The sequence below is a fragment of the Paraburkholderia sp. RAU2J genome, from assembly GCF_003634845.1.
In the GTDB taxonomy this organism is placed as follows: domain Bacteria; phylum Pseudomonadota; class Gammaproteobacteria; order Burkholderiales; family Burkholderiaceae; genus Paraburkholderia; species Paraburkholderia fynbosensis.
On the sequence record NZ_RBXG01000001.1, the window covers coordinates 3,577,496 to 3,598,714 of the forward strand.

Genomic DNA, 21,219 nt, shown 5'->3' on the forward strand with positions numbered 1-21,219 from the left:
GCTTCGATGACCGGCCACGAAACCAGCACACAAACAGATGAAGCTACGGCTTCAGGAGACGACCCATGACCCAGCCTACTCAAGCCGCTCTTCCGTCCGCCGCCGGGCCCGCGGCAGCGGCGCACGCCGCGGGCGAAGCATCCGCATCGGCACCGGCCGCGCGCACGCCGGATGTGACGCCGAACGCCGCCGCGCACGGCGCGCCCAACACCGACGGCATCTGGTACGCGTCCTATCCGGCGGAGGTGCCGCACGACATCGACGTCACGCAATATGCGTCGCTCGTGCAGTTCTTCGACGAATGCATCGCGCGGTTCCGCGAGCGGGTCGCGTACGTAAGCGTCGGCGCGAATCTGACGTACGGCGAACTGGGCCGCAAGGCCACCGCGTTCGCCGCGTATCTGCAAAGTATCGGCGTGAAGCCCGGCGAGCGCGTCGCGATCATGCTGCCGAACACGTTCCAGTACCCGGTGTCGTTGTTCGGCGCGCTGAAGGCCGGCGCGGTGGTGGTCAACGTGAATCCGCTCTACACGGTGCGCGAACTCGCGCATCAGCTGAAGGACAGTGGCGCGCAAACCATCATCGTGTTCGAGAACTTCGCGAAGACCGTCGAAGACGCGCTGCCCGGCACCAAGGTGAAAAACGTGATCGTGACGGGTCTCGGCGACCTGCTCGCCGACGGCCTGAATCTGAAGGGGCGTCTGCTCAACTTCATGTTGCGGCACGTGAAGAAGATGGTGCCCGCATACCGCCTGCCGCAGGCGGTGCCGCTGCTCGACGCGCTCTCGAGCGGCTACTCGCGGCCGTTGACGCCGGTGCGCGCCACGCACGAGGACATCGCGTTCCTGCAGTACACCGGCGGCACCACCGGGGTCGCGAAAGGCGCGATGCTCACGCACAGGAACATGATCGCCAATCTGTTGCAGGCGAAGGCGTGGTCCGAGCACCAGTTGAACGGCGCCATCGAAACGGTGCTCACGCCGCTGCCGCTCTATCACATCTACTCGCTGACCGTGAATGCGCTGATTTTCATGGGACTCGGCGGGCGCAACATCCTGATCGCCAATCCGCGCGACATGAAGCGCGTGATGATGATCATCCGCCACGAGACATTCACCGGCATGACCGCCGTCAACACGCTCTACAACGCGTTCCTCGACAACGAAGAATTCCGCAAGCGCGACTTCTCGAACCTCAAGCTCGCGATGGCGGGCGGCATGGCCACGCAAAAAGCGGTGGCCGACCGCTTCAAGGCCGTGACCGGCAAACCGATCATCGAAGGCTACGGGCTCACCGAGTGCTCGCCGATCGTGACGATGAATCCGGTCGATCTGAACAACATGCGCGACTTCGAAGGCTCGATCGGCTTGCCCGCGCCGTCCACGCACGTGCGCTTCAGAAAGGACGACGGCAGCTGGGCCAGCATCGGCGAAGCGGGCGAGCTGTGCGTGAAGGGACCGCAGGTGATGAAAGGCTACTGGAACCGCCCCGAAGAAACCGCCAGGGCGATCGACGACGACGGCTGGCTCGCCACCGGCGACATCGGCGTGATGGACTCGCGCGGCTTCATCCGTCTGATCGACCGCAAGAAGGACATGATCCTGGTGTCGGGCTTCAACGTCTATCCGAACGAAGTCGAAGACGTGATCGCCGCGCTTCCGGATGTGCGCGATGTGGCCGCAATCGGCGTGCCCGACGCGGCGCAGGGTGAACGGGTGAAGGTGTTCGTCGTCAGGCGCAATCCGTCGCTGACCGCCGAACAGGTGATCGCGCATTGCCGCAAGAATCTGACCGGCTACAAGGTGCCGAAGCTGGTCGAGTTCCGCGACGAGTTGCCGCAAACCAACGTCGGCAAGATTCTGCGCCGCGCGCTGCGCGATGAGGAACTCGCGAAGCAAAAGCCTGCCTGACAGGCAATGCGCTTTTGCGCGACCGGCGCGCGCTCGCGTGAGCCTCGCGTGGGCCTCGCGTGAGCCCCGCGCGACATTACGGAGAGATTCATGACGCACCGCCTGCCCGCACGCTCATGCCGCCTTGCGGCCTTCACGCGCTTCGGGAGGATGGCGGCGCTCGCGCGGTGGAGCGCCGCGTCTTCGTGTGCGGTGCAGTCGCGCAAGTTTGTGACACGCGCGGCGATTGCCGCCGTGACGCTCGCTGCGGTGCTCTCCCCGGCGCCGGCAGCGTTCGCGCAGAACGACGACACGCCGCCCCCGCTCGATGCCGCCAGCGCCGTCAAGGCGCCTGCCACGCCATCGTCGCAGGTCGGCAAGCTCACGCTGGATCAGCAGGTCAAATGGCTGCGCGCCGCCCAACGGAGCGGCGCGCTGGAGAAGCTCGACGACGCGCAACTGGTCGCGCTGTTCCAGTCGCTCGATCCGCTCGCGCTGCCGCGCTATATCAAGGAAGGGCCGAACGGCTACCCGTCGTACGAGTTCACCATGTCGCGCTCGGAACGCATTCGCGGCCAGTGGCCCGACAAGCCCGATCACATGCTCGTGCGGCTCACGCGCGACCCGCTGCGGATCTACGCGAAGTGGCTGCCCGACGGCGCCCATGCGGGCCAGGAAATCCTTTACGACGAGTCCAAACGCAGCGACGAAATGTATGGGCACCTCGGCGGCATCATGAACGTGATGCCGTTGTGGACCTCGCTGGACGGCACGCTCGCGCGCTCGCAATCGAACCATCGGTTGCGCGATCTCGGCACCGAGTACATCGCCAGCCAATACCTGGCCGAAGGCAAGAAATACATCGAGGCCGGCTTGCCGCGCTCGACCCAGGTGGAAGTCAAAACGCTCGACGGCGTGCGCGTGGTGACCTTCACGTTCGAAACGCCCACCGGCCAGCCGCAGTTCTACGCAAAGAAGGAAACGCTCGGGCTCGACCTTCGGCATCCGTACTTCCGCACCGTCGAGTCTTACGACAACGCCGGCAACCTGTTCGAGCGGATCGTCTTCGAAACGATCACACCGAAGAGCTTCGACGACGCGACTTTCGATCCGAAGAACAAGGCGTACAAGTTCTAAGTGCCACTTCGGCGCGCGCTGCGCGGCGTGAATGCGAACGCGACGTGCGCGTGCCGCGCGGCCGCTCCGCCGCGCTGCGCGTGACTGGGTTCGGCCAGATGCGCTGATCGGATGGCGAGTTCCTTGAGCACGAAGTAGTCGCAGGCGCGTGTCACGCCGATCAACGCGCGCCGCGCGCCCATCGGATTCTGATCGAGAAGCGGCGCGAGCGTCGTGTACCAGAGCGCGCCGATGTCCTCGCCGGTGTCGAAAAGCGGCAGCTTCATGTGCGCCGCGTATCGCGCGAACGACGGGCCGCAAGCCAGCGTCGAGTCGACGATCGCCAGCGTGCCGCTTTGCGCAGCCGCGCTCGCGAGCCACGGCCATGCGCCGCCTGCCACGGTCGACAACCATGCGCCGGTCATCATGAAAGTGCGTCGGTCCATATCGGAGTCCTGCCGCTGTGTGTATGGCGCGTCGCGCAGATGCGCTCGCCCTCCGTCAGGTATAGCCGCGCCGCCCGCGCCATGCTTGCGGCCAGATGCCCTGCTTGCCCGGCGCGAGAATGCCGTTCGGGTCGAGCGCGTCCTTGATCGTTTCCGACAGCCGCAGCAGCGCGCCATCGTTAAAGCTGTATTGGGCCGCGGCGAAATCCATGTACGCGAGATGCGCGCGGTACTGGCCATAGCCCGCCGCCCGCGTATCGCTCATCAGCGAGCGCAGCAGCGCGCCGGCCTGCTCGACCTGGTTCACGTCGTCGCGGTCGAAGATCGCCGCGAAGATGTGATGCAGATGCCGAACGCCCGCCGTGAAGCCGCCGTAGTAATCGAAGCCGTATTCCGCGGCGCGCGCCTTGACCATCGTATATTGACGCAACGCGTCGCGCCCGGTCGCCGGACACACCGGCGCAAAGTCCACGTGCGCGCCCGCGCCGCCGCGCCAGTCGAGCATGCGGAAGGCGGTCATCGCGGGAATGCCGGCGAGGTTGCGCTCGCCGCCGCCGGTGGGCTGTGCGTCGCCCGCATAACGCGCGGCGAAGAACTTCGCCTGCGGCACGCGCGCGAAGGCGCGCTGCACGATGGCATAGCGCGCGTCGATCAGCTCGGGCGTGCCGTACAGCGCGAAATGCAGATTCCAGCGGCCGACGTTCAGCTTGTCGAGCATCGCGGCCACCGCGCTCTCGGGCATCGCGCCCTCGCCTTCGTACCACTGCGCGCGCGCCGACAAACCCGCCGCGCGGCGCAAGCCGCCTTCGATCACCACGTGGTTGCGGATCGTTTCATCGAGCCGCAAGGGCCGCAGAATCTCCACGATCGCTTCGAGATCGGCCTCCTGACGAAACTGGATTTCGCCGAGCAGATACGCGGGCGGCGCGGGCATCAGCCAGACCCCGAGCTTGGTGACGATGCCGTAGTTCGACTGCATGAACATTGCATCGAACGAGGGTCCGTAACCCGGCTGGTACAGCTGCCATGCAGTGCCGATGTCGATCCCACCCATGCCGGTGCGCAGCACGTCGCCGTTGGCGAGCACCACTTCCATGCCACACTGCGTCGCGGCGTGGTCACCGTAGTCGGTGTAGCCGAAGCCGCGCTCGAGCGTATTGCCGACCACGCTGCCCCAACCGGCCGCGGGCGGATCGACCCACAGCCTGTAGCCTTTGTCGCGCAGATGCGCATACAGATCGAAGTAGCTGACGCCCGGTTCGACCAGCGCGTACGCGAGCGTCTCGTTCACTTCGACGATGCGGTTCATGCGCTGCAGATCGAGCACGACCGATCCCGCGAGACGCGGCGCCGCGCCGCCGTAGGCGAAGTTGCGGCCGGTCGAAACTGTCCACAACGGAATGCGATATTGATTGGCGATGCGCAGCACCGCGCGAATCTCGTCGACCGAAGCGGGCAGCAGCGCGGCGCTCGCCGAGAACGCCGCGCGCTCGCCGGGCGCGAATGGATCGAGATACGCGGCGAGCCCCGCTGCGGACGTCACCACCCGCGCATCGCCGACGATCGCACGCCAGCCGGCGAGCGCGCGATCGAACTGCGCGGCGGAAACGTTCGGTGGCAGAGTCGGCGGCAAAGCGTTTTCTCCAGCGGATGAGGGACGCGGCGGTTGGTCTCTTTCGCGGGCGGGCCGGTTGTGCGCTCGCCCGCTTCTCGCAGTCGGTCGTGCCGGCCGCTACTGCCAGGCCTCCGGCTTGCCGCCGAGCGCGCTGCACACGTCGATCGCGATCGAGCGCAGCTTGCCTTCCGCGATCTGCCCGGACAGCGCATAGCCCATGCCGTCATTGATCCAGTAGAAGGTGCGGCGGTTGCCGTCGCGCAACAGGCGGAACGCGGTTTCGTCCCGCGCGGTGCCGGTCACGTATAGCGTGAGGCGCGCGCCGCTGCCGTTCTCGTACATGAACTGCGCGGCCGGGCCCGCTTCGCCGGGCAACAATCGACCGCCCACCAGCGAGTAACCATACTCCTGCAACGACGGCACCGACAGCGGCCGGTTCAGCCGTTTGGACAGCCAGCTGATCAGATGCTCCTCTTCGCTCGCGGCGACTTCCACCGGATGACGCCGCTCCGGCGTGTACACCGCGTACGCGATGTCGGCACGCTGAGCGAAGCTCGGCGGCTGCCCGCCCAGGCCGCCCCACGCGCCGCCCGTCAGGCGCGGCGCAAGCGGTCCCAACGCGAGCGCGAGCCCCGCGCCGGCCGCGAGCCAGCACGCCGCGATGCCCACGCGTTGCCACCACGGCGGCGTGCGGCGCACCACGATGAAGGCAGGCTCGTCGGCGTCGGGAAGCCCGGTGCGCTCATGCCGCTCATGGCGCGCCTGCGGTTCGCTGCGGCCGCTGCGCTGCGGCACCCCGCACAGCGCGCGCAAGGCGGCTTTCTGCGCGCGCCACGCGGCCACCCGCGCGGCGGCCTGCGGATGCCGCTCCAGCTGCGCCTCGATCTCGGCGCGCCGCGCGCCCGGCAATTCACCGTCAACTAACGCCGACAGCGCTCGCAGATCGAGCCCTTCGGGCAGGCCGGAATCGTAGTCGTCGTTATTCATGACGGATTTCTCACCACTTTCAACGGCACGGTCTTGCGTGCCGGACCCTTGTCCGCCCCTTCAGCCGGACCTTCCGTCAACAGCACGCGCAGGTGCTCACGCGCGCGCGAGAGCCGCGACATCACCGTGCCGATCGGCACGCCGAGCGCGCTCGACGCTTCCTGATAAGACAGCTCTTCGACGCAAACCAGCAGCAGCACTTCGCGCTGCTCGACCGGCAGGCAATACAGCGCGCGCTGCAGATCGCGCAGCACCAGACCGTCGACCTCGCCTTGCGGCGCTTCTAGATTGCGCCACGGCGCGCTTTCGTCGTCGACGGCGAATTCTCGGCGGCCGCGCAACTGATCGATATAAAGATGCCGCAGGATGGTCAGCAGCCATGCGCGCAAGTTGCTGTTGGGCCGGAACGCCGACCAGCGCGCAAGCGCTCGCTCCGCCGTATCCTGCACGAGATCGTCGGCCCAGGCGCGGTCGCCCGTCAGCGCGCGCGCATAGCGGCGCAACTGCGGGAGCCAAGCGATCACTTCCGCTTCGAAATTCACCCCGCGACGAAGCTCAGTAGCCGCCGCCGCCGTTGCTGTTGCCGCTGGTGCCCGACGCGCTGTTGTCGGTCGCGGAGGTGCAGCCGCTCGTCGCGAGCGAACCGAATGCCAGCGCCAGCAACACGAGGAACGCGGACACAATGCGGGATGCTTTCATGGTGAGTCTCCTGAGGAGCGTCCGGCTTTAAAGGTTGCCGGAAGCCGGCCGGCCGCGCGCGGAATGCAACGCTGCCATGTATGAACTAAACGCACGCGCCCCACGATTTATTCCGCGTGGGCGCGGTCCACCCCTCTTTTTCCGCCATTGCTCAGCAGATTCGTAACTCAACGTTACAGTCAATAGTTATCGCATGCTTCCGCGCGCGCAAGCCGTTATAGTGGACGCAGTTCGCCCACCCAGCGCGTTCTGCCCCCACACAGGGTAGAATTGCGGCGAACCACCGTCTTTCTAACCTGAATTGTCCATGGCTTCCGCAGAATCGCACCCGCAAAACGACTTCATGAACGCTGCGCGCAAAGAACGAAAGCGCGTCGAGATTTACCTTGTCAACGGCATTCGCCTGACCGGGTGCATCGAGTCGTTCGATCAGTACCTGGTGATGCTGCGCACGCCTGTCGGCCTGCAAGGCATCTACAAGCGCGCGATCTCGACAATCCAGCTCGACACCGGCACGCGTCCGGCGCCGCGCGCGGGGCGTCCCTCGCATGGCGAACATACCACGCGCGGCCCGCATGGCTCGCGTGAGCCCCGCGATCATCGGGAGCCACGTGAACCGCGCGAGTCGTACGGCGCATCGTCGGACCGCCCTTCGTCCGATCGCAACAGCGGCAACGCCGACGCTCCGGTGGTCGTGACACGCCGCCGGCGTCTGTTCGGCACCGGTGGTGACGGCGGCAACCACGGCGGCGGCAATCATGGCGGCAGCTCCGGCAATGTCGGCGGCAACAACGGCGGCAACGAATAAACCGCCGCCGCGGCGCTCGGCTACGACGTCGGCTAGCCGAGCCGCTGCAAAATCTTTTCCAGTTGCATCACCTGCTTCTCTGTCAGCTCGAATCTGCATTTGACCGCCAGCACGCGACGGCGCCAGTATACGGCGTCCAGCATGCGCAGCGCCGGTTGTTTGGTTGCCCAATCCAGATGGTCCAGCTCCGCTTCCACGACGTGTGAGGCGCTCAGGCGCCGCGCGCGCAAAGGTTGCTTCCCGTCCATGTTCGTTCGCTGCCTTGTGGTTGGCTGAGCCTGTCTGCTCTCCTCCCGAGCGGGGCGCCTGCCGGTTCGCACGATGCCGTCTGCCATGCCGGGCCACGCGGCCGGCTGATGCTTTTGTTTTGCCGCTTCGCTGTCTGGCGACACACGGAAAACGAATCGATGCTGGGCGGTTTCAAATGATGTTTATATGCCCATGCCGCTCTGTGTCGAGTGCATGCTTGCGCTATGCTGAATAGTCGACTCTCTTCCAACGGAGCATGTCATGACCAGCAAGAAGCATGTCGCATCACAGGTGATTTCTCAGCCGAGGGAAACGCCGCAGTCGGCTCAGTCGGCCGATCGCCGTCTTGATGAAGCGCTGGAGGAAAGCTTTCCGGCGAGCGACCCGATTGCCGTCGATTTGACAGATCCGCATCACGCGCCGGGCGAGGCGGTGTCGTCGGAAACGAGAAAGAGGCGGCATTAGAAGCCGGTGGTGATCGGAGAGTGGGTGAGGATGTGAGGCGCGCAGCAAACTCGCCGAAGATCACGTAGGGAACGCCTACTTCAGAAGGTCGGACGCCGCGCCTGCAACGAACACCGTGAGCATGACCAGGAAAGGACGCCAAACGCGCTGACAGGCGGCGAATACCCCACCGCCTCAATACCCGAAAACAGCGTCCCCGCCGATGAGTCAGGCGGCGCTCCACCCCGCCCTTCCCATCCGACGATCCTCAATGCGAAGGCAGCCCGCTTTCCAGCTGACGCTGAAGCTCGCGCACCTGGCGCTGCGCGGCGCGCAACTGGTCTTGCGCGGCAAGCTTCTGCTGTGCCAGCGCGGTGGTTTCGGCACGCTTCTGTTCCTGCTGCGTCGCGACGATGCTCTGTTGCTGACGCGCGATCTCGAGGTCGGCCTGCAAGCGGCTCGCACGGTCCTGCGACAACGCGATCATCCGCTGCGTGAACGCCTTCTGCGCCTCGAGTTGTGTGCGGCGAATCTCGACGTCCGACAGTTGCACCGTCTGACGCGCGAAATCCTTGTAAATCATGTCGGCACGCGCGGCATCCTGCGTCTTGATCACGCGCCAGAAATTTTTCTGCTGGAACAGCGCGATGTAGTAGGTCATCTCCTTGCCGTAAAACAGCATGCTCGCGCCATAACTGCCGTTGTAGGTGGTGCGCAATTCGCTGAGCTCCGACCCATGGATCATCTGCTGCAATTCCGCCACATTGCCTGCGGCGGACTGCCGGTTTTCGTCCGGGGTCAGTGCTGTGGTCTCCGCCTGTCCGCCCGGCACAGTGGCCGGTAACGCGGTGGTCGTGCCCGGCTCGGGAACGACAGCAGCGCTCCCACCATTGGTCTCAACTGCCTGAGCCTGAGCCCCTTGCGCGGCTCCCCATGCGATGAATGCGGCGAGGGCAATCTGCCGTACCTTCGACTTTCGGTCCATGTATTTCCTGCTTGAACAGTTTTTGTTTTAGTGCAACTTTCGATTATTACTCACTTTTGCGCGTTTCGGGCTCTTGATCGAAAATTTGGTACTTACGCATCTTCTCCCACAGACCTTGCGGCTGATACCCAGGTAAGGCGCCGTGTCCTGGCGGCGCCGACCGTTCGCATCGAGCGCGGCCAGCACGCGGTTGCGTTCCGCCATATCCCATTTGCTGCGGTTCACCAACACCTCGGCCACACTCTCCGCCGGCACCGGCTGACTGCATGCAAACCGGGCAGGTGCGCCGGGCCAGCATCAGCGTGTCGAAGGCCTTCGACGTTCTGGGCGTGTCGAAATCGGGCGACTCGAACGTGCCCGGCGCGACCGTCACCAATCCGGCGTCGATCAATTGCGTGAAGACCGGGGGCAAGCTTCTCGCAGACCAACGACTGGCCGCTGAAAATCGGCACTGTGGTCCCGGTCATCGGCAGTACAGCGCGGTTTCGCTGCCGACCCCGGAGCAGATCTCGTTCTGCGCGCAGCGGTTCGCGCAAGGTTATCAAACGGGCGAAGCATCGGGCGATTCGGGCTGGGGCGCCATGTTCGAAGTCAAGCGCGCGTTCGCGCTCGGCTTCACCTATCTGCGCACCTTCACGCCGTATGTCTCGTTCGATATGGCGCGCGTCTATCTGCGCGCGGACACGCCGTCGCCGTCGAGGCTCTCGTCGATTGCGTTCGGCTTGCGCATTTCGGACGCGAAGTACCACAGCCTCGATCTGTCGGTGGCGAAGGCGGCGGCGGCGCGCCGGTCGAAAGCGCTTCGCACCGCCCGCGCATCGACGCGACCTCCTCCTACCAGTTGAATTGACGCTCCGCGCAAGCGGCGCGCGCTGTTTAGAGGCTCCCCTATCAAACGGCGCGCGCGCTTTCACGTATTCTGCGCTGACGATGCGGCCGGCGACCTGCCAGCAGGCAGGCCGCGAGTTGCCGATCGCCGCCCGGGTCGCAGTCAGACCTGAGAGGCATGACGAGGCATTACGGCAGACATCACCCGATAACCGCCCGAGATGCCAATAACGCCGCGCGACCATGATCGCGCCGTCTTTTATCAAGGAGGAAACAATGACGCAATTCACTCAACGCGCTCGCGCCATCGCGCTTCGCACGGCCAGACACGCTGCGCTCGCCGGTGTGCTGCTTGCCGGAGCCGCAACGGCCATGGCGCAGACCGACACGGCGGTGGGCACGTGGAAGACCATCGACGATCACACCGGTCAGCCTAAAGCGCTCGTGCAGATCACCGACGATGGCAGCGGTCAGTTGAGCGGCAAGGTGATCAAAGGTCTCAATGCGAACGATCAGCCGGACCGCCGCTGCACGGCATGTACTGACGCGCGCAAGGATCAACCGATTCTCGGCATGACCATCATTAGCGACATGAAGAAGGACGGCGACGGCTGGGACCACGGACAGATTCTCGACCCGGAAAACGGCAAGCTCTACAAGTGCAAGATGCACCTGGAAGATGGTGGCAACAAACTGGTGGTGCGCGGCTATATTGGCGTGGCGCTGCTGGGCCGCTCGCAAACATGGGTTCGTCAGCAATAGGGTGCCAGGTTTTTGAGCATTGGCCCGAGTTTTCAGCTAGATGAACTTTGGCTCGCACGCTCGTCTGGCTGAATGCAAAAGAAGTGTGCAAAAGAAGCGTGCGAAAGAAGCGGCCGGCGAGTGCCATCGCGCGGCCGTTTCTTTCTGTTGCGTGAAACCGGTGGAAGCCGTCATGCGGCATGCTTGAAAGGCGATGTGTAGGCGAACGGCGACGACGGCAGCGGGTTGCCTCGCGCCGGGTTGTACACGGCCGGCGCGGCAGCAGGTACGACAGCCGCGCCGGCCGCTACGGCGCGCTTGTCTGCCGCGCTCACGTGCCTGCGCATACGCGATTCCATCAGATTGCAGAGTTCTTCGCTCGCCGTGCCGAGCAGTTGATCCGTCACGCGCTTGAGCACGCCGGATTCGTACCAGATCTTGAAGCGGCGATGACACGTTTGATACGAAGGGTAGCGGCGCGGCATGGCCGACCAGGTCGCACCGCTGTACATGACCCACAGTACCCCGTTGAGTACTGAGCGGGTATTGGCTAGCGGCCGTCCACGCAACTCTGAGCGCGGACGCAGTTCCGGCAGCAACGGCGCGACACGTTGCCATTCTTCATCAGTGATATCGTGGTGCGGATTCATGGCTTCTCCTTTATCAGACCAGCAACAAAAGATAGCCAATTGCCCGCACGGGCAATATCGGATCAATCTGAATCTTGAAAACACAACGTGTGAGCAGGCCGATTTATATTGCTCACGCTTTAACTTGACCGCCCCCCTGCTTCGCGCGACCGAGGCCGGCCAGGATCAACTCAGGTCAGCGACGTATCGACGATCCGTCTCGGTGTATCGAGGTACTCCTTCGACTGCATCTCGACAATCCGCGACACCGTGCGCGTGAATTCGTTGGCCATCGGGCCATCGACATACAGTTGCTCGGGCGGCACCGCCGCGGACATCAACAGCTTGACCTTGTGGTCGTAAAACACGTCGATCAGCCACGTGAAGCGGCGTGCTTCCGAGGCCATACGCGCTGACATCTGCGGTACGCCGGAGAGGATCACCGCGTGAAAGCGGCTCGCCAGTTCGAGGTAGTCGTTCTGCGAGCGCGGGCCGCCGCATAGCGTCGAGAAGTCGAACCACACGACGCCGTCCGCGCGGCGCAGCGCCTTCAACTCGCGCTTCTCGATGTGCAGAAGCGGGCTTTCGTCGGGCACCGCGGCGAGGCGCGCGAACGCGTCGCGCAACGCCTTGTCGGCGGTGGCGCCGAGCGGCGAGTGATACACCTCCACCTGCGCCAGCGTGCGTTGCCGATAGTCGATACCCGCATCGACGTTGATCACGTCGAGTTTTTCCTTGATCAGCTCGATGGCCGGCAGCATGCGATCGCGATGCAGGCCGTCCGGATACAGCGTGTCCGGATCGTAGTTGGACGTCATCACGAACTGCACGCCGTTCTCGAACAGCTTGTCGAGCAGGCGATACAGGATCATCGCGTCGGCGATGTCCGACACGTGGAATTCGTCGAAGCAGATCAGGCGGTAGCGCTTGGCGATCCGGCGCGCGAGTTCGTCGAGCGGATCGGCCATGCCCTTCAGGTCTTCCAGCTCGCGATGCACTTCGCGCATGAACTCGTGGAAATGCAGACGTGTTTTGCGATGCAGCGGCACGATCATGTAGAAGCTGTCCATCAGGAAGCTCTTGCCACGCCCGACGCCGCCCCACATGTACACGCCGCGCGGCAGGTCCGGACGATTGATCAGTTTCTTGAACGCATTCGAGCGGCGCGATTTGTACTCGACCCACTCTTCATAACACCGCTGCAGCCGGTCGACCGCCGCGCGTTGCGCCGGGTCCGATTGATATCCGCGCGTCTGCAGTTCTTTTTCGTAGTATTCGGTGACGTTCATGGTGTTGCTGCAAAAAGAAAGGCGGGAGGGATTGAACCCGCCCGCCTTTGTGGTGATGCCAGAGTACGTTCAGTCAGGCGTGCGCGTGATTACATGTTCAGCGCGCGCTTGTCGACGGCCAGCGCCGCTTCGCGCATGACTTCCGACAGCGACGGGTGCGGATGGCAAATGCGGCCGAGATCTTCCGACGCCGCCTTGAATTCCATCGCCACCACGGCTTCCGCGATCAGGTCCGATGCGTTTGCCGAGATGATGTGCACGCCGAGCAGTTCGTCGGTCTTCGCGTCGGCGATCATCTTGACGAAACCATCCGCCTTGTTGATGCCCAGTGCGCGCCCGTTCGCCATGAACGGGAACTGGCCCGTCTTGACTTCGCGGCCTTCCGCCTTCAACTGCTGCTCCGTCTTGCCGACCCACGCGATTTCCGGTTCGGTGTAGATCACCCACGGAATGCAGTTGTAGTCAATGTGCGGCTTCTGACCGTCGATGATCTCGGCGACCAGCACGCCTTCATCTTCGGCCTTGTGCGCGAGCATCGGACCACGCACCACGTCGCCGATCGCGTACACGTTCGGCACCGCCGTCGCGCAGTGGTCGTCGACGTCGATGAAGCCGCGCTCGTTGGCCTTCAGGCCGATCACTTCGAGACCGAGGTTGTCGGTGTTCGGCACGCGGCCGATCGACACGATCAGGCGGTCCGCTTCGAGCGTCTTCGCGTTGCCGTCCTTGTCCGTGTAGGCGATCGACACGCTCTTGTCGGTCGTCGTCACTTCGCCGACCTTCACGCCGACCTGGATGTCGAGACCCTGCTTCTTGAACTGCTTGGCCGCTTCTTTCGAGAGCGCCTGGTCAGCCGCGCCGAGGAATTCCGGCAGCGCTTCGAGCACGGTCACTTCCGCGCCTAGACGGCGCCACACCGAACCCAGTTCGAGACCGATCACGCCGGCGCCGATCACGGCCAGCTTCTTCGGAGCGGTGTCGAACGCCAGTGCGCCTTCGTTGTCGGAGACGATCTTGTTGTCGACCGGAATGTTCGGCAGATGGCGCGCCTTCGAACCCGTCGCGATGATCACGTTCTTCGCCGTGACCACTTCGGTTTCGCCTTCGCCGCTCACTTCGATCTGCACGCCGGCGTCCGTCTTGCCGGTGAACTTGCCGTGGCCCTTGAGCCACGTGATCTTGTTCTTGCGGAACAGGAATTCGATGCCCTTGGTCATCTTCTCGACGATGCCGTCCTTGCGGGCCATCATCTTCGAGATATCGACCTTGACGTTTTCCACGGAAATGCCGTGGTCCGCGAGGTGATGCGATGCGTTTTCAAACTCTTCCGACGACGCAAGCAGCGCCTTCGACGGAATGCAACCCACGTTCAGGCACGTGCCGCCGAGCTTCAACGTGCCGGCCGGGTTCTTCCACTTTTCGATACATGCGACGGTCTTGCCGAGCTGCGCTGCGCGGATGGCGGCGATATAACCGCCAGGGCCTGCGCCGATCACGACGACGTCAAATTCTTTGGACATGACAATCCTTTTGATAACGGAACGGCGCGCGGCCACGTTTCGTGGCGCGTGCCGTTCCTGTACTGCGGAATGCTAAAGACGTACTACTCAGGTGGCGCCGGCTTGCCTGATATCAACCCAGGCGAACAAGCCGGCGACGCCGGGACGGCGATTACAGGTCGAGCAGCAGGCGCGCCGGATCTTCCAGCGCGTCCTTCATCGCGACCAGCGACAGCACCGCTTCGCGGCCGTCGATGATGCGGTGGTCGTACGACAGCGCCAGGTAGTTCATCGGGCGGATAACGATCTGGCCGTTTTCGACCACAGCGCGTTCCTTCGTCGCGTGCACGCCCAGAATGGCGGATTGCGGCGGGTTGATGATCGGGGTCGACAGCATCGAGCCGAACACACCACCGTTCGAGATCGAGAACGTACCGCCGGTCATTTCTTCGATCGACAGCTTGCCGTCCTTGGCCTTCTGGCCGAATTCGGCGATTTTCTTCTCGATGTCGGCAAGGCTCAGTTGATCCGCGTTGCGCAGGATCGGCACCACCAGACCACGCGGCGACCCGACAGCGATACCGATGTCGAAGTAGCCGTGATAGACGATATCGTTACCGTCGATCGACGCGTTCACCAACGGGAACTTCTTCAGTGCGTGAACCGCCGCCTTCACGAAGAACGACATGAAGCCGAGCTTCACGCCATGTTCCTTCTCGAACTTGTCCTTGTACTTGTTGCGCAGGTCCATCACCGGTGCCATGTTCACTTCGTTGAACGTGGTCAGGATGGCGTTGGTTTGCTGCGACTCGAGCAGACGCTCGGCGATACGCGCGCGCAGACGCGACATCGGCACGCGTTGTTCCGGGCGGTCCTTCAGCCACTGGTCGGCCGATGTCGGCGCCTTGACGTCCGGCAGCGACGGCTTCGCAGCCTTCGGTGCGGCAGCCGGTGCGGGTGCTGCCTTGGCAGCCGGGGCGCCCGCGGTCAGCACGTCGCCCTTGGTGATGCGGCCATCGCGGCCGGTGCCGGCGACGTCGCCCGACGACAGGCCCTTCTCCGCCATCAGCTTGCCGGCAGCCGGCGAAGCAGCGGTGTTCGAACCCGTGGCGGCAGCGGCTTGCGCAGCCGGCGCCGGTGCGGCGGCCGCAGCGGCAACCGGAGCCGGTTTGACTTCAGCTTCGACAGCCGCGGCGCCTGCGGTGCCTTCCGTGTCGATCTTCGCGATCACCTGATCGGCGACGACGATGTCGCCGTCGTTCGAGATGATTTGCGCGAGCACGCCGGCCGAGGGTGCCGGCACTTCGAGCACGACCTTGTCGGTCTCGATTTCGATGAGAATTTCGTCAACAGCAACAGCCTCGCCGGGCTTCTTCTTCCACTGCAGCATCGTGGCTTCCGAGACCGACTCGGAAAGCTGGGGAACCTTGACTTCAACAATAGCCATTATGAATATCCTGAATACGTATCGGGTGACGGCGCGGGGAACGACGACCGCCTGCGAACCATGACCGCGGATGAACCTTCACTGGATCACCAGACGCGGTACGGGAAAGCGCAGCGCGCCTTCCCGGTTCGTCTGTTCTCTTATTTAGCGATCGACGCGCTCTTGAGGCGGCCGAAAGCACCTTCGATCAGCGCCTTCTGCTGCTCGTAGTGCTTCGCGTAGTAGCCGACTGCCGGCGAGGCCGAAGCCGGACGGCCGCTGTACGCCAGCTTCTGTCCTTCCTTCATGCCTTCCTTCAGGTGGTGCTCGATGTAGAACCACGGGCCCTGATTCTGCGGCTCGTCCTGCACCCAGACCACTTCGGTCGCGTTGTCGTACTTCTTGATTTCCGCTTCGAACTGCTTATGCGCGAACGGATAGAGCTGTTCGATACGGACGATCGCGACGTCGTTCGACTTCGATTCGCGGCGATGCGCGAGCAGGTCGTAGTACACGCGGCCCGAGCACACGATCACGCGCTTGACCTTCTTCGCGTCGATGGTCTCGTCGGTTTCGGCGAGCACCGGCTGGAACGAACCCTTCGCCAGTTCCGACAGATCCGACACGGCTTCCTTGTGACGCAGCAGCGACTTCGGCGTCGCGACGATCAGCGGCTTGCGGAACAGGCGGATCATCTGACGGCGCAGCAGGTGGAAAATCTGCGCCGGCGTGGTCGGCTGAACGACCTGCATGTTGTGGTCTGCGCACAGTTGCAGGAAACGCTCGATACGCGCCGACGAGTGCTCCGGACCCTGGCCTTCGTAGCCGTGCGGCAGCAGCATCGTGAGACCCGACACGCGGCCCCACTTCACTTCGCCCGACGAGATGAACTGGTCGATCACGACTTGCGCGCCGTTCACGAAGTCGCCGAACTGCGCCTCCCATGCGACGAACGTATTCGGTTCAGCGGTCGAGTAGCCGTATTCGAAGCCCAGCACCGCTTCTTCCGACAGCACCGAGTCGATCACCGTGAACTTCGCCTGACCTTCGGCGATGTTCTGCAGCGGCACGTAGGTGCCGTCGTTCCAACGTTCGCGGTTCTGATCGTGCAGCACCGCGTGACGGTGCGTGAACGTGCCGCGGCCCGAGTCCTGACCGGTCAGGCGCACTGCATAGCCCGATGCGACCAGCGACGCGAATGCCAGGTGTTCGCCCATGCCCCAGTCGAGCTTCGCTTCGCCACGGCCCATCGCGCGACGGTCGTTGATGACGCGCTCGACCAGCGGGTGAACCTTGAAGTTTTCCGGGATCGTGGTGACTCGCTCAGCGAGGCGCTTCAGTTCGGCGAGCGGCACGGCCGTGTCGGCTGCATCGGTCCACTTGCGGTTCAGGAACGGCACCCAGTCGACCGCGTACTTGCTCTTGTAGTTCGAGAGCACCGGGTCGATCGTGTGATGGCCTTCGTCCATCGCCTTGCGGTAAGCCTTGACGAACTCGTCGCCTTCTTCCGCGGTGATCACGCCCTGTTGCACCAGCTTTTCAGCGTACAGCGCGCGCGTGCCCGGGTGCTTCGCAATCGTCTTGTACATCAGCGGCTGCGTGACCGCCGGCGTGTCCTGCTCGTTGTGACCCAGCTTGCGGAAGCAGACGATGTCGACGACGACGTCCTTGTGGAACTGCATCCGGAAGTCGATCGCCAGTTGCGTCGCCAGAACGACCGCTTCAGGATCGTCGCCGTTCACGTGCAGCACCGGCGCTTCGATCATCTTGACGACGTCCGAGCAGTACAACGTGGAGCGCGAGTCGCGCGGGTCCGACGTCGTGAAGCCGATCTGGTTGTTGATGACGATGTGCAGCGTGCCGTGCGTGCCGTAACCGCGCGTTTGCGCGAGGTTCAGCGTTTCCATCACGACGCCTTGGCCCGCGAAAGCCGCGTCGCCGTGGATCTGCACCGGCAGCACTTGCAGGCCGCTGTCGTCGCCGCGACGGTCCATACGGGCCTTCGCCGAACCTTCGACCACCGGGTTGACGATTTCGAGATGCGACGGGTTGAACGCGAGCGACAGGTGAACCGGGCCGCCTTCGGTCGAAACGTCCGACGAGAAACCCTTGTGGTACTTCACGTCGCCGGCCGGCAGGTCGTCGACGTGCTTGCCTTCGAATTCGGCAAACAGGTCGGCCGGCATCTTGCCGAGCGTATTCACCAGCACGTTCAAACGGCCACGGTGAGCCATGCCGATGACGATTTCCTGAACGCCGTTGGCGCCGCCGTGACGCACGACTTCGTCCATCGACGCGATGAAGCTTTCGCCGCCTTCGAGCGAGAAGCGCTTCTGGCCGACATACTTCGTGTGCAGGAAACGCTCGAGGCCTTCAGCGGCCGTCAGGCGATTCAGGATGTGCTTCTTCTTTTCTTTGGTGAAGTTCGGTGTCGAACGGATCGACTCGAGCTTCTCCTTCCACCAGCGCTTCTGTTCCGGATCGCTGATGTACATGTACTCGGCGCCGATCGTGCCGCAGTACGTGTCGCGCAATGCCTTGACGATCTCGCGCAGCGACGCACGCTCGAAGCCGAAATACAGATTCGTTGCGCTGAACTCCTGGTCCATGTCGGCTTCGGTGAAGTCGTAGAACGCGGGTTCAAGTTCGGGAATAGCGGGACGTTCGCGGCGCTTCAGAGGATCGAGATTGGCCCATTGCGAGCCGAGGAAGCGATATGCGCCGATGAGGGACTGCACATAAACCTGCTTGCGGGCGGTTGCGAGATCTTCGCCGCCGGCAGCCGTGCGCGGGATGAAGGCATTAGCCTTGGCCCGTTGAGCAAACGATTCGACGATCGGGCCATGGGCCACGTCGTTGGCATTGCTGCCATCCGATGCAGGAACGTTCTGCAACGCGTCGAAATAGCTGCGCCAGTTCTCGGGCACTGACGCCGGATTATCGAGATACGCTTCGTACATTTCTTCTACGTACGGAGCATTGCCGCCGAACAGATAAGAGTTCGACTGGAATTGCTTCATCATTTTTACGCTCACCTTTCTTCGAGTTTCTCGAGAAATAGCGGGTTACAGAACCTTCCGCGACACGGCCTGACCGTTTAGCGGATTGCGCGAATCAAGTCTTGCTTGGAAGGACCTAAAACTTTGCACCCGGGGAGCATATCACAGAACGAATGGCGCAGATAGCAGACGGATTGTCGCCCGAGCCCGTCGCGACGGGCTTTCACGACCGATCGCAGGACTCCTTTCGCAGCGCGCAATAGTGTTCTGCGGAAACGGGGACGAATAGACGATGAGCTGCAGCAACCGCATGCAACACGCCTTTCTCAAGCCCGAAAATGACGAAAGCCACCCGAAGGTGGCTTTCGTCTTCAACGCCGTGCAGCAAAGAATCGCTGCGAACCGGCACAGGCCGAGGCCTGCTTAGTCCACCGCGCCCTTGCGGCTTGCGCTACGGCGCTCGTGTTCCTTCAGATAGCGCTTGCGCAGACGGATCGATTGCGGCGTGACTTCGACCAGTTCGTCGTCGTCGATGAATTCGACCGCGTATTCCAGCGACATCTGGATCGGCGGCACGAGGCGCACTGCTTCGTCGGTACCCGACGAACGCACGTTGGTCAGCTGCTTGCCCTTGATCGGGTTCACGACCAGGTCGTTGTCACGGCTGTGGATGCCGATGATCATGCCTTCGTACAGCGGCTCGCCCGGCGACACGAACATACGGCCGCGATCCTGCAGCTTCCACAGTGCGTACGCGACTGCCGCGCCGTCGTCCTGCGAAATCAGCACGCCGTTACGGCGCTCGCCGACCGCGCCTTCCTTGACCGGCTGGTACGAGTCGAACGTGTGGCTCATCAGGCCCGTGCCGCGCGTGAGCGTCAGGAACTCCGACTGGAAGCCGATCAGGCCACGCGCCGAAATGCGGTACTCGAGACGCGTGCGGCCGCGGCCGTCCGACGCCATGTCGAGCATTTCACCCTTGCGGCGACCCAACTCTTCCATCACGCCGCCCTGGTGGCCGTCTTCCATGTCGACGGTCAGGTTTTCGTACGGCTCGTGCTTCACGCCGTCGATTTCCTGCATCACCACGCGCGGACGCGACACGGCCAGCTCGTAGCCTTCGCGACGCATGTTTTCAACGAGAATGGTCAGGTGCAGTTCACCGCGGCCCGCCACTTCGAAGGTGGTTTCGTCGCCGGTTTCCTTCACGCGCAGCGCGACGTTGTGGTTCAGCTCCTTCATGAGGCGGTCACGGATCTGACGGCTCGTGACGAACTTGCCTTCGCGGCCGGCCAGCGGCGACGAATTAACGAGGAAGTTCATCGTCAGCGTGGGTTCGTCGACGGTGATCATCGGCAGCGCGTCCGGCTGTTCCGGTGCGCAGATGGTCACGCCGATGCCGATTTCTTCAATACCGTTGATCAGCACGATGTCGCCGGCTTCAGCCGAGTCGACCTGGACGCGCTCGAGGCCCTTGAACGACAGCACCTGGTTGATCTTGCGGTTCAGGATCGCGCCATCCGGGCCCGAACGCACGGCAACCGCCATGCCCGGCTTGATACGGCCACGCGTGATGCGGCCCACGCCGATACGGCCGACGTACGACGAATAATCCAGCGACGTGATCTGCAGCTGCAGGGGCGCTTCCGGATCGGCCGCGCGCACCGGCACGTGCTTGAGCACGGCTTCGAACAGCGGACGCATGTCGCCTTCGCGCACGTCCGGCGCCAGGCCGGCGTAGCCGTTCAGGCCCGATGCGTAGACGATCGGGAAGTCGAGCTGCTCGTCGGTTGCGCCCAGCTTGTCGAACAGGTCGAAAGTCTGGTTGATCACCCAGTCGATCCGCGCACCCGGGCGATCCACCTTGTTGATCACGACGATCGGCTTCAGCCCGAGCGCCAGCGCCTTCTTGGTCACGAAGCGCGTTTGCGGCATCGGGCCCTCGACGGCGTCGACCAGCAGCAGCACCGAGTCGACCATCGACAGCACGCGCTCCACTTCGCCGCCGAAGTCGGCGTGGCCCGGGGTGTCGACGATGTTGATGTGCGTGCCTTCGTATTCAACCGCGCAGTTCTTCGACAGGATCGTGATGCCACGTTCCTTTTCGATGTCGTTCGAGTCCATCACGCGCTCGGCGACTTGCTGGTTGTCACGGAAGGTGGCGGTCTGACGGAGGAGCTGGTCGACGAGCGTGGTCTTGCCGTGGTCGACGTGAGCAATGATGGCGATGTTGCGTAGGGCGCGGGTCATAGGAAACCTGGAGACAGTTGGAGTGCGCCGCTTGCTTATGCCGGTTACGACTTACTGATACCAACCACGACAAGCCCAAAGCGCACTTTTGGGAACCCAACATTGTAGCACGCAAGAATGAAGCTTTCTGGTATTCCCTGATAGACCCGGCATCTTCGACGCAACGGAGCGTAAGACAGCAACCTGATTCTGTCAGCGCAAACCTACGCAAAGCCTCATTTATTCCGGCTTGGGAGCGGACAGATCCTTGCCTAAGCTGTAATAACGCTTGCCGCGTCAATCAACCGCGCCCTATAATCCTGCCTAGTCAACCATTGCAT

General features: G+C 63.4%; 18 protein-coding genes and 2 pseudogenes. 6 read left to right on the top strand and 14 right to left on the bottom strand.

Features of this window, described 5'->3' with window-relative positions; genetic code table 11:
- Positions 1 to 65 precede the first annotated feature (65 nt).
- On the top strand, positions 66 to 1,910 hold the full coding sequence (locus B0G69_RS16305) for an AMP-binding protein (protein WP_121318580.1): 1,845 nt from the start codon (positions 66 to 68) through the stop codon (positions 1,908 to 1,910).
- Between the two features lie 90 nt (positions 1,911 to 2,000).
- Complete coding sequence (locus tag B0G69_RS16310) at positions 2,001 to 3,026, top strand: DUF1571 domain-containing protein (RefSeq protein ID WP_241991335.1); 1,026 nt, start codon at positions 2,001 to 2,003, stop codon at positions 3,024 to 3,026.
- On the opposite strand, the gene B0G69_RS16315 is transcribed toward B0G69_RS16310, so the two are convergent.
- From B0G69_RS16315 to B0G69_RS41420, 5 genes are all read right to left on the bottom strand, one after another.
- A complete protein-coding gene (locus B0G69_RS16315; RefSeq protein ID WP_121318582.1) occupies positions 3,023 to 3,451 on the bottom strand; it encodes a hypothetical protein in 429 nt (142 codons plus the stop codon). The genes B0G69_RS16310 and B0G69_RS16315 overlap by 4 nt on opposite strands.
- A gap of 55 nt (positions 3,452 to 3,506) precedes the next feature.
- A complete protein-coding gene (locus B0G69_RS16320) occupies positions 3,507 to 5,084 on the bottom strand; it encodes an FAD-binding oxidoreductase (RefSeq protein ID WP_121318584.1) in 1,578 nt (525 codons plus the stop codon).
- Between the two features lie 99 nt (positions 5,085 to 5,183).
- Positions 5,184 to 6,053, bottom strand: a complete 870-nt coding sequence (locus B0G69_RS16325; RefSeq protein WP_121318586.1) for an anti-sigma factor — start codon at positions 6,051 to 6,053, stop codon at positions 5,184 to 5,186.
- Complete coding sequence (locus tag B0G69_RS16330; RefSeq protein WP_121318588.1) at positions 6,050 to 6,595, bottom strand: sigma-70 family RNA polymerase sigma factor; 546 nt, start codon at positions 6,593 to 6,595, stop codon at positions 6,050 to 6,052. Before B0G69_RS16330 ends, B0G69_RS16325 begins: the two co-directional genes overlap by 4 nt.
- 13 nt (positions 6,596 to 6,608) lie before the next feature.
- Positions 6,609 to 6,752, bottom strand: coding sequence for a hypothetical protein (locus tag B0G69_RS41420; RefSeq protein ID WP_199731232.1), 144 nt, complete (start codon positions 6,750 to 6,752; stop codon positions 6,609 to 6,611).
- Positions 6,753 to 7,059: 307 nt separating this feature from the next.
- Between B0G69_RS41420 and hfq the strand changes: the two genes are divergently transcribed.
- Entirely contained in the window at positions 7,060 to 7,560 is a 501-nt protein-coding gene (hfq, locus tag B0G69_RS16335; RefSeq protein ID WP_121318590.1) for an RNA chaperone Hfq, read from the top strand.
- A 32-nt stretch (positions 7,561 to 7,592) separates the two neighbouring features.
- Here hfq and B0G69_RS16340 read toward each other — a convergent pair whose 3' ends face one another.
- On the bottom strand, positions 7,593 to 7,808 hold the full coding sequence (locus B0G69_RS16340; protein ID WP_121318592.1) for a hypothetical protein: 216 nt from the start codon (positions 7,806 to 7,808) through the stop codon (positions 7,593 to 7,595).
- Positions 7,809 to 8,070: 262 nt separating this feature from the next.
- Between B0G69_RS16340 and B0G69_RS16345 the strand changes: the two genes are divergently transcribed.
- Complete coding sequence (locus tag B0G69_RS16345; RefSeq protein ID WP_121318594.1) at positions 8,071 to 8,274, top strand: hypothetical protein; 204 nt, start codon at positions 8,071 to 8,073, stop codon at positions 8,272 to 8,274.
- A 247-nt stretch (positions 8,275 to 8,521) separates the two neighbouring features.
- Here the strand turns inward: B0G69_RS16345 and B0G69_RS16350 are convergent, their stop codons facing one another.
- Positions 8,522 to 9,238, bottom strand: a complete 717-nt coding sequence (locus B0G69_RS16350; protein WP_121318596.1) for a DUF2968 domain-containing protein — start codon at positions 9,236 to 9,238, stop codon at positions 8,522 to 8,524.
- Positions 9,239 to 9,284: 46 nt separating this feature from the next.
- A pseudogene (locus B0G69_RS16355) lies at positions 9,285 to 9,502 on the bottom strand (helix-turn-helix domain-containing protein); the annotation flags it as partial.
- Between the two features lie 2 nt (positions 9,503 to 9,504).
- Here B0G69_RS16355 and B0G69_RS16360 point away from each other — a divergent pair.
- Positions 9,505 to 10,088 (top strand): annotated as a pseudogene (locus tag B0G69_RS16360) (ShlB/FhaC/HecB family hemolysin secretion/activation protein); the annotation flags it as partial.
- A gap of 254 nt (positions 10,089 to 10,342) precedes the next feature.
- Complete coding sequence (locus tag B0G69_RS16365) at positions 10,343 to 10,828, top strand: DUF2147 domain-containing protein (RefSeq protein WP_121318598.1); 486 nt, start codon at positions 10,343 to 10,345, stop codon at positions 10,826 to 10,828.
- Between the two features lie 170 nt (positions 10,829 to 10,998).
- Here the strand turns inward: B0G69_RS16365 and B0G69_RS16370 are convergent, their stop codons facing one another.
- The 6 genes from B0G69_RS16370 to typA all read right to left on the bottom strand — a co-directional run bounded on the left by B0G69_RS16370 (position 10,999) and on the right by typA (position 20,899).
- Positions 10,999 to 11,457: a transposase gene (locus B0G69_RS16370; RefSeq protein ID WP_121318599.1), complete on the bottom strand. Its 459-nt coding sequence runs from the start codon at positions 11,455 to 11,457 to the stop codon at positions 10,999 to 11,001.
- Positions 11,458 to 11,627: 170 nt separating this feature from the next.
- Complete coding sequence (zapE, locus tag B0G69_RS16375; protein ID WP_121318601.1) at positions 11,628 to 12,725, bottom strand: cell division protein ZapE; 1,098 nt, start codon at positions 12,723 to 12,725, stop codon at positions 11,628 to 11,630.
- An 89-nt stretch (positions 12,726 to 12,814) separates the two neighbouring features.
- Positions 12,815 to 14,245 carry a dihydrolipoyl dehydrogenase gene (lpdA, locus tag B0G69_RS16380; RefSeq protein WP_121318603.1) on the bottom strand — a complete coding sequence of 477 codons (1,431 nt, stop codon included), beginning with the start codon at positions 14,243 to 14,245 and terminating at the stop codon, positions 12,815 to 12,817.
- Between the two features lie 151 nt (positions 14,246 to 14,396).
- Positions 14,397 to 15,671 carry a 2-oxoglutarate dehydrogenase complex dihydrolipoyllysine-residue succinyltransferase gene (gene odhB / locus B0G69_RS16385; protein ID WP_121318605.1) on the bottom strand — a complete coding sequence of 425 codons (1,275 nt, stop codon included), beginning with the start codon at positions 15,669 to 15,671 and terminating at the stop codon, positions 14,397 to 14,399.
- A gap of 140 nt (positions 15,672 to 15,811) precedes the next feature.
- On the bottom strand, positions 15,812 to 18,673 hold the full coding sequence (locus tag B0G69_RS16390) for a 2-oxoglutarate dehydrogenase E1 component (RefSeq protein ID WP_121318607.1): 2,862 nt from the start codon (positions 18,671 to 18,673) through the stop codon (positions 15,812 to 15,814).
- A gap of 399 nt (positions 18,674 to 19,072) precedes the next feature.
- Entirely contained in the window at positions 19,073 to 20,899 is a 1,827-nt protein-coding gene (gene typA, locus B0G69_RS16395; RefSeq protein ID WP_121318609.1) for a translational GTPase TypA, read from the bottom strand.
- Between the last annotated feature and the right edge of the window lie 320 nt (positions 20,900 to 21,219).